Genomic DNA, 16,267 nt, shown 5'->3' with positions numbered 1-16,267 from the left:
CCGATGGGCGGTGGCCAGGCCGGTGGTTCGACGCCGTACAACAGCAAGCTCGGCGGCCGCGCCGCCTCGGCCGGGTTCGGCCCGACCGGTGGTGGCTCCGCGGCCGGAGCGGCCAAGGGAGCAGCGGGTGCGGCGGGCGCAGGCGGTGCCGCTGGTGCGGGAGCTGCCTCGGGTGCCGCGAAGGGTATGGGCGGTGCGGGCGCCGCGCCGGGTGCCGCCGCCGCGGCCGGAGGTTCGGGAGCCCGGGGTGGTTCGGGAATGATGGGCGGCGCAGGTGCTGGCAAGGGCCAGCAGGGCGGCGACGAAGAGGAACACCAGCGTCCTTCGTGGCTGGTCGAAGCCGATCCCGAAAGCCTCTTCGGCACCGACGCCCGCACCGCACCACCCGTCATCGGCGAATAGTCACTACCTGCACACGCTTACGGATCGATCGACGAGGGGAAGCAGACATGACCGGCGCTTTCGGCGATAACCCGGTTGGCGGAGGACAAGACGGCGGCACTGCTGGTGCACAGATCGGCGCAGGGGTCGGCAAACAAGTAGGCGGCTTCCTTGTCGGCGTCGAGAACATGAAGACCGGCGCCGAGCAGATGGTCAACGCCGCAAAGTCGGGCGGCTTCCGCACCGACCCCGAAGGCGTCAAGCAGATGACCAAAGTCTGCGACGACATGATCGATGAGATCGAACGGAAGCAGACGACCTTCGAGCTTCTGGCGCAAGAACCAAAGCTCGGCAGCGGCCCATACGCCAAGCAGGTCGCACAGCACGTCCGAGCCTCGGCCGACGGCGACCAGGGCGTCATTCCACAGTTGCAGGCGCTCAAGGCCACCTTGAGCGCCCTGAACGAGGCGCTGTACCGTGCCTCTGGTCAGTACGCGGAGGCGGAAGAAGCCGCTAAGCTGCGCGACGTCTAGTCCGCTGAGTATTGCCTGGGAGGCTCCGGAACATTGGTGAAGGCTCGCGTAGCCGCCGCGGCTGTTGTTGGCGTCTTCTCCGTCATGGCGGCCGGTTGTTCGTCGGGTGAAGGTGGCGAACCTTTACCGATGCCAGACGGAAGTACTACCCCAGCGGAGGCGTCGGAGTCGCCAGGCAACTCTAGTGCAACTGAGCCAGGGGCTACGCCGTTGACCGAGATCGATCCGTGTTCAGTTCTGAGCTCCGAAGAACTGGCGAAGTACGGAACCTTTCCGCAGGGGTCTCCGGAGAACGTAGGAAGCGCACGCGCCTGCACCTTCGATAAGGACACAGATAGCCCGACGACCGACCCGAACAGGGTGATCACGGTAGCGATGCGCGACCAACAAGGCCTTGACGATGCAGTCGACAGGGGCAACGGGATCGAGCGTGCGGAAGCTGACGGACGTGAGTATGCGCGGATTCCCAGCACCGGCCCTTGCACCATTGCCATCGGCGTTTCCGCTACATCACGTGTCGACGTCACGGTCGTTGCAACCGAAGGCACCGAGAAGAGTTGCACCATCGCCGATGAAGTGGCTGCGATCGTCGAGCCGAGGTTGCCGCAGGACTGAGCGCGTAGCGAGGTAGCACGGGGGCCTACTGACGCCATACGTGCGGCGATCGCCCGTCACGTGGGATGCCGGTCCTGAACTGGTCCGCTGGATGCCAAGCTCCGCGCCGCTGTCCCGGTGGTCACTGTACTCGGCACGGGGCGCGCGAGGTGATCACTCTACTGGTCCGATTCGTGACGCTCGCGCCGCACCTCGTCGAGCCGCATGTACTTGATCAGTCGCTCCGCCTCGGTACGAATGTCGTGACTGCCGCCGTGTCCGCCGATGCGCCACAGTAGCTCGGCGAGCGCAGTGCCGGAGACTGTGTTCATGGTCTGCAAAAAGTCGGCCATGGCCGATGCCCAACCGCCGTGCAGGGTGGCCATTGGCTGGCCGCCGCGTTCGCGCACCACGATCTCGTCACCGCTCCGGTCGATCTCCCAGAACGGCACCGCCCGTGCGATCGCCCGCCACTCGTCGGCCCGCTGGGCAATCCACCGTCGCGCGTCCCGGTCCCGCTCCGCTGCCTGCTCTCGCGTCATGTCATCGAGTCGAACACATGTTCTTCCGTCTGGGCAATGTGATGTCACCTGCTCGTCCGCGGTCGGGTCGACGGCGGACAGTGGATAGATACGCACCATGTGGCCTCGGACGCCGCCGATGCCGCCGCGGTGCGGATGCGCTTCAGGGTTCAGCCAAGCAGGTGACGGCCAGTGGAGCGCCTGACAAGCCCCCGGGAGCGACACAGCCGCGGGTGTCACTACCGGACATTTAACGCGTAACGGGTCGGACACGTTGGCTAACCCGCTGCACACCGGTAGCGACACCAGCAGAGATGTCACTGACCAGAACGACGTAAACCGAGGGGCGAATTCGTGACGCATCCTGACCCATCAAACTCGGGCCAGCCGCCATACGGACAGCAGGGCCAGCCGTACCCACAGCAGGATCCTCCTCCGGAGGAGCCAAAGAAGAAGTTCTGCCCACTCTCGCTGCTACAGCGCGAACGTGGGCACCTCCCTTTGACTGGCGTAGCTGTGCTATCTCATGAGGTTGGTGGCACCGGCTAACCGGTCCACCGCCGACGAACGGACGCTGCGCTGACCAGCGCTTCGGCCGTAACGTGACGCGAGCAGTGATCCGACTGAGGGGCGGAATAGGGATGGCGATGACGCGCTGGCCGATCGAGGAAGCGTCGCTGAGCGATCTGGTGTTGGATCCGCGCAACGTGCGCGTCCGAGAAGGCCGGGGCGACGGACTGACGGAGGCTGAGCACGCCGACGCCGACGCGGCGATCGCGAAGTACATGCTCGAAGCCGAGCAACTGATGGACCTGGTGCGCGGTATCCTGCGCGACGGCTATCTCGACAACGAGATTCCGGTGGTCGTCCGTGATGCCCGTGGTCTCGTGGTGTTGGAGGGGAACCGTCGTGTTACCGCGCTGAAGGTCATCCAGGAACCCAGTTTGCTCGCTCATGGCGGCGCTGGGTCGGTCAGGCGGTTAATCTCCCGGTACCCGGGTCACGGCGCGCCGACGAGCATTCGTGTGATGCTTGCGCCTTCCGAGGAGGACGCTCAGCCGTTGCTGGCTCGTTTGCACACCGGTCAGTCGAAGAAGGCGTGGATCAGGGAACAGCAGGCGATCTTCTATCACGCGCAGCTATCGGATGAGGTGACGGTCGACGATCTGCGCGTGAGGTATCCGGCGGAGGCCGCGCAGATCCCGAAGAAGATCAGGATGGGAGAGATGCGGGAGGTCATCCGCGGTTTGCGGTATGACGATCCCGAGCTGCGCGACTTCGTCATGAACAGCGAACTCAAGATGACGACCTTCGAGTACGCCTACACACCGAAGAAGATCCATGACGCGCTGGGTCTGGCCTTCCAGAAGGACGGCCTCCTGGTCAGCAAGGAGATCGACGACGGTCAACGCCGTGGCTTGCTGTACTTGTTGGGGAGGCTCAAGGACAAGACGCTCAACACGCGCTCGCGGGAGTTGATCGCAAAGTTCCCCGAGCACGACGAGTTGGCGGAGGAGCTACGGCGGATCGTCGCTGGCGAGCAGCGCGTGCATCCCCGGCAGCCCCAAGGGGACGACGATTCTGGCGAGCCCGGCGCGGGAGGCTCAGAAGACAAAGACCACGCCACAAACGGGACCAGTTCGGGCGACAAGGGCGGACACACCGGCGATCAGAGCTCTACCGAGAAACCGAAGGACGACGCTGAGCCAAAGTCGCGCGGCCCGAACCGTGGTGACACGAAGTCAAGGCTGGATATGGACGGCTTCGTGTACTCCGGGACATCAGCTGGGCTGCGGCGGCGTTTTGAGGAGCTGGGTCGACTCGATGTTCGCGACTTCCCCAACGCGACGCATGATCTTCTTCGAACAGTGCTGGAGTGCGCGATCAAGGACTACTTCCGGACCAACGGTCAGTCGACGCCGCGCATGCTCAAGGAGTGTGTCGAGGCTCTGTCCAAGGAGTTCCAAAAGGACCAGAAGATGACCTCGCACATCAGCGCGATCAAGCGTACGGGTCGGATGAACGCTGACCAGCTTGCTGGGACGGCGGATTCGCTGAACACGTCCAATCACGAGCCGGACCAGTTCGTGGCGGCGAAGGAAGTGCATGCAGCGTGGGACCGGCTCAAGCCGATTCTTGTCGAGATCGTCGGCGTGGAATCGGGCGGACAGACTGGGTCGAGTTAGGCGGTCGCCAGCAGGCGGCGCACGGGACGTGAGGCGACGAGCAGTTCCTTGGCTTTGCCTGCGCGGTGGGCGCTGTAGCTGAGCTGGTATTCGCGCACGTCGTGCGCGGTGTAGAGGCGGCGGACGAAGTCGGACGGGTCGTAGGTCAGGATCCAGTTGCCGTCGGCCGCCGCGTCCAAGGTCTTAGCTAGATCGGCGTGGTCGCGGTGGTCGAACGCGTTGAGGTACAGGCTCCCACCTGCGTCCACGTACGGCGGGTCCACGTAGGTGAACGCGGACGGATCGTTGGCGTAGCTGCGGACGACGGCCATGCCGTCCCGGTTGAGCACGGTGATCCTCGACGCCAGCGCCCCGATCTCGGACACTCTCTCGGCGAGCTTGTCGGCGGGATATCTGGCGTCGATCTTGTAGTTCCCCGTCTGCTTCACGCCGCCGATCGGCCCGGCGTTGAGGATGCCGGACCGATTGGTGCGGTTGAGGTAGAAGAACGCGAACCCCAACGTAAGCGGGTCGGACTCATCGGCAGCGCGGTACACCGCCTTCTGCCTGCGCCACTCGTCCACGTTCAACGGCGTGTCCACGATCAGCCCTGCCAATGCGTCTGGGTTGGCGACGAGTGAGGCCCAGAATGAGTGCACCGCGGGGTCGATGTCGTTGATCACGAGCTCGTCGATGCGGTCCTGACGCAGCAGCACCACGCCCGCCCCTGCGCCCCCGGCGTACGGCTCGACGTACTTCGGCGACGAGATGCCGAGTCGTTCGATCACGTCTCCGAAGAAGCTGGCCAGCACCGCTTTGCCACCCGGGTAGCGCAATGGGCTGACGGCCGCTGTCCGTCCGGCAGGGGTGATCGTCAAGGGCGCGGTCATGGTGGCGGATGACATCACGCACCACCTGCCGGCGCAGCCTCAGCTGCGCCGGTCCGTACCCGGAAGGCCGCAACCCGACACCGACCGGAGCAGTACCTGGCCCCCGACCGTGCATGGAACTCGCGGTCGCAAACCTCGCATTCGTGCGACTTCCCTGCGCGCCGAAGCTGCTCCCCACGCAGGCCCCTAATCCGGTCGCGCAGCTCTTCGTCTGACAACGTCCTCAAACTCGACATGTAACGATCATATACGTTACAATATGCAGGTCAAGGCCCTAGGAGATGGTTTCGCGCTCAACGCGGCCGCGCAGATCGAGGTGTCGGACGACTACCCGCGCCAGCTCGCACTGGACGACGCCGTGCCACCAACCTCATGAGACAGCGCACGTAGCCGTCGGTACGCGGGCGGCCTGCTCGACCCGAGCAGTATCCGGGCGAGCCACCTCGGCAGCCGCGGTTCGGCCCAGCGAACGAGCGCGTACACCCCGGCGAGCGCCGCGGGGACAACGAGCTCGTCGGCGAGCCCGCCGAGCGTGTCGGCGAACTGCTCGGGCAGGCCGAGGCCGGCGAGCCACGCGATGAGCGCGGCCCACAGGGCTGGCACGACGGTGCGCACCCACGAGGTCAGACGGTCACTCATCGCCCGCCCTCTTCGTGTTGAGCTGGTCGAGCTTCTTCTCGATGCGGTCGAGCTGCGCGGACTGCTCGCGCATCCGGCCGCCGAGGTTCTGCCAGCTCTCCCACGCGAGCTCGCGGGTGCGCAAGATCGAATCGCGCAACGACACCTGCCCATTCACGGTCTTGATCTTGTGCCACTCGCTGTTCCAGTACTCGCGGATCGCTCGGAGTGCGTTGCCCTTGCTCATGGTGGTTGCTCCGTTTCGGTTGACCAGGCGGATGAATCGGCGCCACGGGAAGTGGCCGGGGTCCCAGTGCGACGTCGAGCCGGGGAACGCGTCGCGCATGTCCGCGTGCCCGCAGATGCCCTTCTCGCCAGCGCGGATCTGTGCCGGGGTGAGCTTGCGCATCGGGATGTCGTAGGCGAGGCACAGCTGCCGCACGAGGTCGGCAGTGCGGTCGAGCATCTGCTTGTGCTGCCGTCCCTGCCACCTGCCGGGCACCCGGCGCGGCCGGTCGCACATCTCCACGCCGATGCTGTTGACGTTCGTGCCGTCGTGCCAGGCGATGGTGTGGTCCCACACTGTCTGGATGACCTCGCCGGGGTCGACCACGTAGTGCGCGCTCGACACGTACGTCGGGTTCTGGAAGTAGCGCGCGATGGCGCGGGCTCCGCCTCGTTTGGTGTCGGACACCGTGGAGTGCAGCACGATCCGGTCGAGCCGGGTCTGCTTGCCGCCGGTGTGTTTCGCGGGAACATAGGGCGGGGATGGGGGTTTGGCCATGTCAGCCTCCGATCCAGGTGATGATGGGTGGCACCCAGCCGAGTAGGGCGACGATGACGGCCGTGACCGAGGTGCCCACCAGCCGGCGCGTCTCGATGCGGGCTGTGTCGCGTTTGGACTCCAGATCGGCGATGGCGCGCTCGGCCTGGTCGGCCCGGTGCTCGAGGACCGCGAGCCGTGGTCCCTGGTCCGCCGTGTGCGCCCGCAACTCCTGTGCCAGGGTTGCAATGTCGGTGCGCATCGCGGCCAGCTCGTCGTGCATGCTTGCTCGCAGAGTCGATAGCTCGTGGCCCATGTTGCGCAGGGCCACGTCGGTCGCGGTGTCGCCGGGCCGGGTCATTACGTCGTCCCGCAGCCGCCGACCGCGCTCCACAGCAGCGTCCACATCGTCGACGACTGGGACGCCTGCCCGGCGTCGGCGAGATGCGCGTCGTCGCTGTACCAGACACCCGCGGCGCCGGTCGTGCTCGGCGAGTCGATGTACTGCCGCATGTCCACCAATCCGGAGCCGGTGTCGCGAGCGACCTGGTCGGTGATCGCGGCGTAGTCCTGCCACGGCCGCTCGGCGTCCGGCCACTGGATATCGGGGTGAGTGATCAGAATGATGTCCACGCCCGACCGGGCGTCGCGGAGCTGCTGCACCAGGTCGCGCAGGTGGGCCTCGTACGTGGCGGGGGCGACGTTGGACACGTACTCGTTCGCGCCGGCGCCGCCGATGAGGATCAGATCGGGCTGCGTGGCCTCCACGTTGTCGATCGCGTTGTGGGTGGTGGGCCAGTGCCTTCCGCCGGGGTTCGGCTCGTCGGGAAGGAAATCAGCGATCGTGGCGCCGTTGTGCGCGTACACGTCGGTGGCCGTGTCCCATTCCGCCGACGCGTTGCGCGCTACCCTCGCGACCCAGCCGTAGCGGGTCGCGTCGTACTCGTCCGCGACCGTCGGGTCATAGCCGGTGGTGCCGTAGCCGGTTTCGGAGCTCGCGCCGAGCACGGCGATCCGGTCTTGGCTCGCGCACCAGGTGCTGGTGCTGGACTGTGCTGTGGCGGTGGGCGAAATGAGCAGCGTCGACGTCATGAGGGCAGCCGCCATCGCCGCGAGTGGTCTACTCACGTTGGGGATCTCCAGAGTCAGTTCTACGGTTGGCCGAGTTGGGATTTCAGGTCGGCGACTTCGCCGGACAGCTGCTGCACCGCGGCCCACAGCACACCCACGAGCGACCCAAGATCGACGAGCGGTTTGCCGTCGCCGTCGTGCTGCAGCACCTGGGACGGCAGGTCCTCGGCCATCGGTCCGACGTGGACGAACGCCGCGTCGTCGGCTTCGGAGCGGTAGTTCCAGGTGTAGGCCGTGGCGTCAGAAACGGCGGCCACGGGGTCGAACGTCAGCTCGTTGACGTTGGTCTTGTCCTCGCGGCTCGACGACTGGGTCAGTGATGAGCACGTCAGCGGCCCGTGCGATGAGGACGACAGGGCCTGATCGCCACCGGTGATGTACACCCGGTCGGCGCCGAACAAGATGCCGGAGTTGCGCTCAGGCGCGGCGATCCACGGCGAGTTGTTCACACCGTGTTCGCGGCGGAGCCACAGCGTGGCGTTTGGGACCGCTGCGCCGGCCGAGTCGAGGTGCTCGATGGTGATCCGCCGCAGGTTGGTGCCGTCGACGTTCGGGATCTGTCCGTCGATGGTCATGCGGCCGTAGCCGCTGCGCATGCCGAACGTGTCCTCGGAGGCCGCGATCGTGGTTCGAACGCCCGGGGTGGCGTCGGGCTGGACGTGCAGCAGCTGCGCCACGTCCTCGGTCGCGGAGAGCCCGGCGTATCCGCCGTCGGCGCGGCGGGTCGATGGGTAGAGGAACACGCCGACGTTGCCGGTGTTGACGTCGGTGTTGACGCCGAGGGTGGACCACGCGTCGTCGTCGCCGTCGTAGGGGTACAGGCGGATCTCAACCGGCGACGATTCGCCGCGCTTGTTGATCACGATGCGCTTGTTGCCCTCGTGGTCGGTGCGCAGCTCGCCGAACCACACCGCGTCGTCACGGCCGACCACGTCTCGCACGACCCACTCGCGGCCGGTGAACTCGACGAACGCCATCTCCCGCTCGAGGTCCTGGCGGCTGCCTTCGGCGACCTGACCGCGGAGCGGGTGCTGGATGCGCGCGACGATCGGCTCGTTGTCGGCGTCGTCCTCGAGCTGTATGTGCGCGTAGGCGTCGGTCACCAGCGGCCAGATGCGGATCGCGTCGCCCTCGGCAAAGCCCACACCGGTCGGCAGCGGGTCGGTGAGGATGATCGTGTCGTCGGCGCCTGTGGTGTCGACGGTGTCGTAGGCGTACACCTCACCGGTGGGGACGTGGAGCAGGTCGCCGCCGGCCTCGTCGAAGTCGGCGACGTGCTCGACGGTCAGGACCGTCGATCCGGCTGGTGCGTCGGCGGTGAGATTTACGCCGTGGTAGTCCAGCCACACGGTGTCGATGCGTCCGGTACGGGTCGTCATCGTGTCCACCTGTAGAACGGGGTCTCGCCGCGGCGGCGCCACGAGACGCGCCGGTTGAGACCGATCGACATGGGCTCGTCGGAGGAGAGCGGGATCGTGAACTGCAGCAGGCTGAACTCGAACGTCTGCCCCTCGAGGACTCGCTGCGGCCCGGAGGCGTAGGTCGGGCCGACCTTGACCGCCACCCGGTCGCCCTCTTCGAGGTGCGGAATCACCAGCGAGTCGAATTCGATCTGCACGCCTGCGGTGATGTGCTGGTCGAGTAGTCGGTCACCGAGCGCGCGCGCTTCGGCGCGGTTGTTGACGTCGGCGTTGTCCTCGACGTGCACCACGTTGCGCCGCTCGCCGTTGCGGCGCAGCGACCATGGCGACAGCGGGTGCCACGACGGGGGCCGCGACTCCGTGCGAATCTGCCGTGTGGAGCCGGACGGGGGCGAGCCGACGACCTCGACCACGTTGCGCATCGCCGACAGGTCGTAGCTGATTTTCGGTTTGGTGAGCAGCGTGCCGCCCTCGCCCGAGCGCCACGTCCACATGACGTTCCGCGGGTACTCGCGTAGCCGCGCGCGTCCGCGCCCGTCGTAGAACAGTTGCCAGTTGCCGTACCGGGCGATGGACGAGGCCATCACCCACGGCTCGGCGCGGCGGTCCAGTGACCACCGGTTCCGCATCTTCGACGTGAACGCGGGCAGGTCGAACCGCTTCTCGCCGATGTTGGCCAGGATCCACCGGATCGCCCCGACCCGCGACTGTCCCGGGTAAACGTTGATGGTCTTCCACAGCAGCACCGGGTCCATGCCGAGGACCTCCTTGCCGGAGCCGCGGATGGTGATCTGGTCGCCGTCCTGGTCGATGCCGGTGATCGGGCCCCAGAAGATCGGCACGTCCACCCACCCGGGGCCGGCGGCGAGGTCCTCGACCCACACGCCGTACTCGACCGAGATGAAGTTGTCGGCGAACGCGGCCTCGCCCGGCGTCGACGGGTTCCAGGCCTGGTCCTTGCGCGGCAATAGCACCGTCAGCTCGAGCGTCCGAACCGGACGGCCACTCGAGTTTCCGTCACCGGCGGCGAAACCCAACTGAGATGTGGTGCCCGACATGTCGACATGCACCGACCCCGACAGGATGGCTCCCTGGAACTCGTGGATCACCCGCTCGTCGCGGTCGTGCACCCGCACGGTCTTGCGGATCCGGTGCGACGAGGCAAGGGTGCGTTCGTAGGCTGCCTGGTCGTCGGCGGACAGGCCGAGCGGGATCACTGGCTCTCCTCGAACTCGGCGAGCTGGGACACGTCGATCGACACGGGGTGTCGCCGCTGGTACGTGTCGGCGTGCGTGTCGCTGACCTCGTGGACCTGCACCGGCACGTTGATGTCGCCGAAGATCAGTCGCCAGGGGCGGCCGACGTTGGCTTCGCGTTTCATCCACGCCACGGTTTCGATGAACCCCTCGCCACCGGGGTCGTCGGCGGCGACGGTGCCGGACACGGTGCCCTCGTAGCCGCGGATCGCGTCGACGATGTACACGGTGTCGCGGCGGCCGATGGGGTGGAACTTGCCCGACGACTCGCCGATCTGCAGATCCGGTGGCTCGGTGCCGGTAAGCCGGATCAACCTCGGCGGTTCGCCGGGCTTCGCCGGCGGGTTGTCGTCGTCGACGAGCCACACGCCGCCCGGGCTTGTCAGGTCCAGCGTGTGCGTCGCGGTGGCGTTGCCGTCGGAGTGCTTCAACGCGCCGGTGTCCTCGACGACGGCCTCGATCTCGAACGTGTGCTCCACGCTCGCGGTGGCGCCGTAGTACACCATTTCGAACTCGATCGGGTCGCCGCCGAGCGAGTGCTCGAGCGGGTCGAGCCGGTCGAACACGCGCACGCCGTCGACGACGAGGGCGAAGAAGTCAGGGACGGCCAATCCAGCGGCCCGGTTCCACGTCAGCCGGACGCCGGGGCCGTCGTCGACGACGTCGAGGGCGGTCACCGGCTCGGGCGTAGCCGAGCGGGTGAACGTGAACTCGACCGATGCGGGCACGTGCACCAGGTCGCCCGGCGTGGCCACACGGTCGACAGTGTCGTAGGACCACACGTCCAGCATGTAATTCCCGGAGTGGCGGATGAGCCCGGCGGGCAGGTCGAACGTGAACGACTCGCCGTCGGCCGCTTCGGCGAGAAACCGACCGGTGGACCACACCGACAGCCAGTACCCGTCGCGCTGCTCCCACAGCCGGTAGGCGAGCGCCTCCTGGTCCCGTCCAGTCATCGTCGAGGTGATCGGCGGGGTGGTCTGGTCGACCGTGCCGCCATCGATCGGCGATGACACGTCCAGCGCGCCCTTGGTGTCGCGGCGGAACTCGTGCACCGCCGACCACGGAGATGTCGCCCCGTGCTCGTCGCGGGTGCGCACGATCCAGTACCGCACATCACCATCGGCCAGTCCGGCGTAGGAGGTGTCGGACAAGTTGAGACGTTCGGCCGTGCTGGCCGTCCATCCGCTGTCGAACTCCGGTGTGCCGAACGCCCCGCCGGAATCCACGGTGGACGTCGTGGACAGCTGCACCTGAAACTCGGCCTGACCGTCGCCCTCGCGGTCACGGAAGTGCCACGCCAGCCACGGCGAGGCGACCGACACGGATTGGCCACCGGACGGTGACAGGTCGATCGGCGCCAACGGCGCACGGTTCCACGCCACCTCGAGCTGCGGCCGCCGGGTCGGCGTGGCCTCCGACGAGTACACACGCCGCGGGGTGCCGTCAGCGGTGTCGACCTCGATTCGCACGCCGTGCCACGCGGCGCCGCCGGCCACGTCGGCCATCATCTGCGTCACGTCGAGCTCGACCAGCTGCCCGTCGACCCCGTCCGTCACCGACACCGACGCCGCGTTTTGCGTCGTGGCCTGCCCAGACACGGTGCGGTTCCACGTCAGCAGCGACTCGCGCCACGGGTAGATGATCCGCCGAGCGGTGATCGTGTGCGGCCCACCCGCCCAGTTCGAGCCGTGCAGCCAAAGCCGCACCGTGGCCTGCGACACCGACGCGCCCGCCGGAGGCGTACCCGGCAGGAACACGAACGCATATCGCACTTCGCCCGACGGGCCGCCGAGGACCGTAATCCGGTTCCAGCTCCCGTAGTTTCGGTTCGGCTCCGCCTCGTTGACGAGCGTGTCGTAGCTCGCGCGGGTCAGGTTCGTCGGCACAGAACATCACCTCCCGCGGAATGCACGCTCGTCGGACAGTTCTTGCGCCACTACGTCGCGCATCATTGCGACCAGGCCACCCTGGCGGTCCTGTTCGATCGCCAGCCGGCCGCTGACGATGCGCATCGTCTGCGGGCCCCGGCCACTGCCGCCGGCGCCGCCACGGTCGAGGACGCGCACCAGCTGCTCGAACGACGCGGTCTGCCGCGGCGACAGCACGCGTTCGGGCTCGATCGTGCGCTTGGCCATCATGCCGACGCCGCTGGCCATGCCTCCCTCGTCGTAGCCGCCGGGCCGGTTCCACCCGGCGGGTCCGCTTCCGTACCGGTCGACGGTGTAGCGGATCGCCGCGACGATGTTCGCGAACGGATCCAGGATCCCCCGCGGCGCGAGCTCACCGGCGTAGCCGTAGAACGTCGGCGGGATGGTCTGCATCAACCCCTGCGACGGGACGCCGTTGATGGCGTTGATGTCCCAGTCGTTGAACGCCGCCGCGTTGCCGCCGGACTCCTGGTTCATGCGCCGCATGAGCGAGGGCAGCCACGACATCGGCGAGCCGGTATAGGCCAGCGCCCGTGCCGCCACGCTGCGCCACCGCGCCACACCAGCCCCGCCGCCGGATCCCGCCGACGACACGAGGCTCGAGGCCCACTCGGAGGCGCCACGCGCCAGGATGTCCTCGGTGGCCTCGAACAGGTCGCCGAGCATGTCGCCGCCCTCAAGCGCCGAGCCGAACGTATCGGACGGCCGGTAGGTCGTGCGGCGCCGCGGCTCGATCAGGCCGCCGTCGCGGTACTTGCCGGCGTTGACCATGTCGAGGAACCCGCGGCCGTACTTCGACACGGCCGCCGCCCGGATCATGTACTCGCCGTTCGATCCCCATAGCGGCACCTGGTCGTCCGTCGGGCCGCCAGGGCCCACGACGGGGCCGCCGTCGGCCAGGCCGTAGGAGACGTTCACCGAGCCGACACCGCCGCCCGACTGTCCGAAATCGAACTGGGCGCCGATCTTGACGGTGGTGTTGTTGAGCCGGTCGAGGTAGTCGTTCATCACCCCGACGCCCTCGCGGATGGCCCGCTGCGCCGGGTGGGTGTTCGCCGTCAGGGTGGCGTCGTATCCGCCCTGGTAGTCCTCGGCCTCGCCCCGGAGATTCACGACCCGCCCGGCGAGTGCGTCGGCCCGCGCCTGAGTGCGCCGCGCCTGGCCGTCCCACTGGGTCAGCCGTGTCGAGAACCGGCCGTAGGCCGCGTCGCTGTCTCCCGCGACGTTGCCGGTGCGGGTGACGACGTCGACCAGGCTGCCCGCCAAGGTCTCGGAACGTTCCAACGCGTCGGAGTTCTCGTTGAGCGCGGTGTTCCACGCGTCCTCGCTGTCGGCGACGGTCTGCAACGTCTGGCGCATGTCCTGCAGCGCCGCGTCACGCTCGCCGACTGCGCTCGCCCCGTCCCCGCCGACGGGCACCAGGGTTGCCCCACGGTTCCCGGCGATCAACGCAGCCTCGTTGCGACGCCGCGACGCGTCCGTAGAGATGAACTCGCCGTTGCTCACGAGTAGCGGCCCACCCTCGGCGAACGCGGGGATGCTGTCCGAGGTGCCCGTGCCCGGCCCGACGATCGTCCCGCCGCCGGCGTACCGCTTGATGCCTGAGCGCGTGATCGTGCCGCCGGTCGCGCCGCCGGGGAAGTTGAAGTTGTACAGGCCGGTGTTGCTGCCCTGGTAGTCCGGCGCGAGCATCTGTGGGATCAACTTGGCGTACGCCGTCGATTCCTTGCCGTCCCACATGTCGAGCAGCTCGTTCAGACTGCGGATCTTCTCGCGCGCCTGCCCGGTGTTGGCATTGAACGTGGCGTCATACGGACCGCGGTAGTCCTCGGCCTCCTCGCGGAGGGTCTTCACCCGCTCCTTGAGCGTGTCGGCCGTCGCCTGGTTGATCTTGCCCTGCTCGACCCACTGCTGCAGCTTCGTCTTGAAGGCATCGAACGAGATGTCACCGTCCAGCGCGGCCTGCTCGACACCGGAGATCGCCTCGGCCAGGGCCCACTGAGCCGTGCGCGCCTGCTCCGAGTTCGGACCGTGCGTCCGGATCGACTCGTCCAGGTCCTGCTGGGCCTCCTCCTGCCGCCGTAGCGCGTTCTGCAGCGCGAAGACGGGGTCGACCATTGCCCGCTGCTGATCGGCGTACTCCTGCAGCGCGTCGGTGGCCTGCTCGGTCTCCGACTTGGCATCGCCCACGCCCTCGGCGAACTCGCCCTGCTTGCCAGCCGAGTTACTCGCCTCGTCGCCCGCCACTTCGAGTGCCGCGGCATACTCTGGCATCAGTTCGCGCACGCGCTCGGTGGAAACACCGGCATCTCCGGCGACCTTCGCGATGCGCTCGAACGCGGCAGCCGCGACGTCTGCGTCCCCTTCTTCGACGAGCTGCGCGAGCGCCTGGCCGAGGCTCTGCACACGCTTCTCGGCGTCACCGATCGAGCTGGTGACACCTGCCCACCCGAACAGAGTCTCGCCGAGGGCCTGAGCCGGGCGTGCAGCAAAGTTCGCCCACGAGCCGATCTGTTCGAAATCGGACGACAGATCCTCGGCATTGTCACCCAGGAAACGCGCCGCTTCGCCGCTAAGTTTGCTCTGCGTGGCCCAGCGCTCCAGGCCAACCGTGAGTGCTTCCAGGTTGTGTTCGAGCGTCCGGCTTCCGAAGATGGCGTCAATGCCGACCGCTGCGGCACCAAGCCCCGCGGCGGCCACGGATGCTGTGCGCATCGAGCGGCCGAGCCTGCGTACTCGCCCCTGGGCCCTGTCGCCCGTGAGTCCAAGGTCGCGGATGGCGTCGCGGGTGTCACGAATGCGAGGAAGCATCAGCATCAACCCACCTGCGGCCAGTGATGCCACGCCCGCCACGCTGCCGAGAACGCCGAGCGCTCCCTTCACTGGGTCGGGCAGCGAGGAGAACGCACGCGCCAGATCGCCGACTGTTCCTGCGACGCTGGACACGACCGGCATGATGGCCGCGCCAACATCGATGGCAGCGTCCTTGATCGTGTTCCATGCGACCTGGATCTGCGACGCTGCGGTGTCGTAACGCTGCTGTGCCTCTTCCGACAGGGCTGTGTTCTCTTCCCACCCTTCGGCCGCGATGCCGAGCGAGTCGGACAACAAGTCGGTGGCGCCCTTGAGGCCCAGGATGGTGCGCACGTCCTCGGTGCTGCGGATGCCGAGGTCGGACAGCACGCCCACGACGTTGCCGCCGGATGCCTCCACATTGTTGAGGCCGAGGACGAACGAGTTGATCGCCTCGACAGGGTCGTCTGACCAGCGGTTGCTGAACTCGTCGGCCGACATGCCGGCCACGTCGGCGAACCCCTGGACAGCCTCGCCGCCCTCCGACACGGCAGTGTGGATCTGCTGCATTACCCGCGACATGGATCCGCCGCCGGCCTCCGCGCGGATGCCGACCGAGGCCAGCGCGGCCGACATGGCGAGGATGTCTGACTCAGTCGCACCGATGAGATTGCCCGCCCCGGCAAGACGCTGCGACATCTCGAGGATGTCGGCCTCGGTGGTGGCCGAGTTGTTACCCAGGGCGACAAGCGCCGAGCCGAGCCGGTCCACGTCGTCCTGGGACGTGCCCATGACGTTGCCGAACTGGGCCATGGCCGAGGCTGCTTCCTCAGCCGTTAGGTTCGTGGTGTTGCCCAGGTCGATCATGGTGCGGGTGAACCCGGCGACCGACTCGCGCTGCACGCCCAGTTGCCCGGCCGCCTCCGCGACGGAGGCGATCTCCTCGTGCGTAGCGGGCAGCTCGGTAGCCATGTCCCGCAGCCGGGCCTCGAGCGCAGCCATCTGCGACTCGGACCCGTCGACTGTCTTGGTGACGCCAGCCCACGCGGACTCCCAGTCGATCGCCGCCTTCGTGGCCAGCGCCATGCCGCCCACCACGGCCGTGCCGAACCCGACGAGCCCGCGGCCCACAGCCTCTGTGGCCTGCCGGTTCTGGACCAGCCGGTCGTTCAGGTCCCTCGTTTGACGGCCTGCAGTCTTCAGCGCCGCCATATACCCGGCAATGTTCGCCTTGAGAGTGACGGAAATCGACCGGTCAGCCACTGTGTGT

General features: G+C 67.5%; 13 protein-coding genes and 1 pseudogene. 4 read left to right on the top strand and 10 right to left on the bottom strand.

Features of this window, described 5'->3' with window-relative positions; translation table 11 throughout:
* From LY40_RS17860 to LY40_RS17850, 3 genes and pseudogenes are all read left to right on the top strand, one after another.
* Positions 1-402: pseudogene (locus tag LY40_RS17860) on the top strand (hypothetical protein); the annotation flags it as partial.
* Positions 403-449: 47 nt separating this feature from the next.
* Entirely contained in the window at positions 450-914 is a 465-nt protein-coding gene (locus LY40_RS17855) for a hypothetical protein (protein ID WP_258937474.1), read from the top strand.
* Positions 915-998: 84 nt separating this feature from the next.
* On the top strand, positions 999-1,529 hold the full coding sequence (locus LY40_RS17850) for a DUF3558 family protein (RefSeq protein WP_258937497.1): 531 nt from the start codon (positions 999-1,001) through the stop codon (positions 1,527-1,529).
* Between the two features lie 158 nt (positions 1,530-1,687).
* Here LY40_RS17850 and LY40_RS17845 read toward each other — a convergent pair whose 3' ends face one another.
* Positions 1,688-2,050, bottom strand: a complete 363-nt coding sequence (locus tag LY40_RS17845) for a hypothetical protein (protein WP_258937473.1) — start codon at positions 2,048-2,050, stop codon at positions 1,688-1,690.
* A gap of 620 nt (positions 2,051-2,670) precedes the next feature.
* Here LY40_RS17845 and LY40_RS17840 point away from each other — a divergent pair.
* Entirely contained in the window at positions 2,671-4,215 is a 1,545-nt protein-coding gene (locus tag LY40_RS17840) for a hypothetical protein (protein WP_258937472.1), read from the top strand.
* Here LY40_RS17840 and LY40_RS17835 read toward each other — a convergent pair.
* The 9 genes from LY40_RS17835 to LY40_RS17795 all read right to left on the bottom strand — a co-directional run bounded on the left by LY40_RS17835 (position 4,212) and on the right by LY40_RS17795 (position 16,209).
* Positions 4,212-5,084 carry a DNA adenine methylase gene (locus LY40_RS17835; RefSeq protein ID WP_258937471.1) on the bottom strand — a complete coding sequence of 291 codons (873 nt, stop codon included), beginning with the start codon at positions 5,082-5,084 and terminating at the stop codon, positions 4,212-4,214. The two genes, LY40_RS17840 and LY40_RS17835, sit on opposite strands and share 4 nt — an antisense overlap.
* A gap of 327 nt (positions 5,085-5,411) precedes the next feature.
* A complete protein-coding gene (locus tag LY40_RS17830; RefSeq protein WP_258937470.1) occupies positions 5,412-5,723 on the bottom strand; it encodes a hypothetical protein in 312 nt (103 codons plus the stop codon).
* On the bottom strand, positions 5,716-6,486 hold the full coding sequence (locus LY40_RS17825) for an N-acetylmuramoyl-L-alanine amidase (protein ID WP_258937469.1): 771 nt from the start codon (positions 6,484-6,486) through the stop codon (positions 5,716-5,718). Before LY40_RS17825 ends, LY40_RS17830 begins: the two co-directional genes overlap by 8 nt.
* Before the next feature lies 1 nt (position 6,487).
* The gene (locus tag LY40_RS17820; RefSeq protein WP_258937468.1) at positions 6,488-6,826 is read right to left on the bottom strand and encodes a guided entry of tail-anchored proteins factor 1; all 339 of its coding nucleotides are present in this window, start codon (positions 6,824-6,826) and stop codon (positions 6,488-6,490) included.
* Positions 6,826-7,593, bottom strand: coding sequence for an SGNH/GDSL hydrolase family protein (locus LY40_RS17815; RefSeq protein WP_258937467.1), 768 nt, complete (start codon positions 7,591-7,593; stop codon positions 6,826-6,828). Before LY40_RS17815 ends, LY40_RS17820 begins: the two co-directional genes overlap by 1 nt.
* 23 nt (positions 7,594-7,616) lie before the next feature.
* Complete coding sequence (locus LY40_RS17810; RefSeq protein ID WP_258937466.1) at positions 7,617-8,975, bottom strand: tail fiber domain-containing protein; 1,359 nt, start codon at positions 8,973-8,975, stop codon at positions 7,617-7,619.
* Positions 8,972-10,234 carry a hypothetical protein gene (locus LY40_RS17805; RefSeq protein WP_258937465.1) on the bottom strand — a complete coding sequence of 421 codons (1,263 nt, stop codon included), beginning with the start codon at positions 10,232-10,234 and terminating at the stop codon, positions 8,972-8,974. The genes LY40_RS17810 and LY40_RS17805 overlap by 4 nt, the downstream gene beginning before the upstream one ends.
* Complete coding sequence (locus LY40_RS17800) at positions 10,231-12,162, bottom strand: DNRLRE domain-containing protein (protein WP_258937464.1); 1,932 nt, start codon at positions 12,160-12,162, stop codon at positions 10,231-10,233. The genes LY40_RS17805 and LY40_RS17800 overlap by 4 nt, the downstream gene beginning before the upstream one ends.
* Positions 12,163-12,168: 6 nt before the next feature.
* Complete coding sequence (locus LY40_RS17795) at positions 12,169-16,209, bottom strand: phage tail tape measure protein (protein ID WP_258937463.1); 4,041 nt, start codon at positions 16,207-16,209, stop codon at positions 12,169-12,171.
* Between the last annotated feature and the right edge of the window lie 58 nt (positions 16,210-16,267).

It is taken from the genome of Prauserella salsuginis (assembly GCF_024648885.1).
Taxonomy (GTDB): Bacteria; Actinomycetota; Actinomycetes; order Mycobacteriales; family Pseudonocardiaceae; genus Prauserella; species Prauserella salsuginis.
The sequence above is the reverse complement of the archived record's forward strand: the minus strand, read 5'-3'. Positions and strand labels throughout refer to the sequence as shown.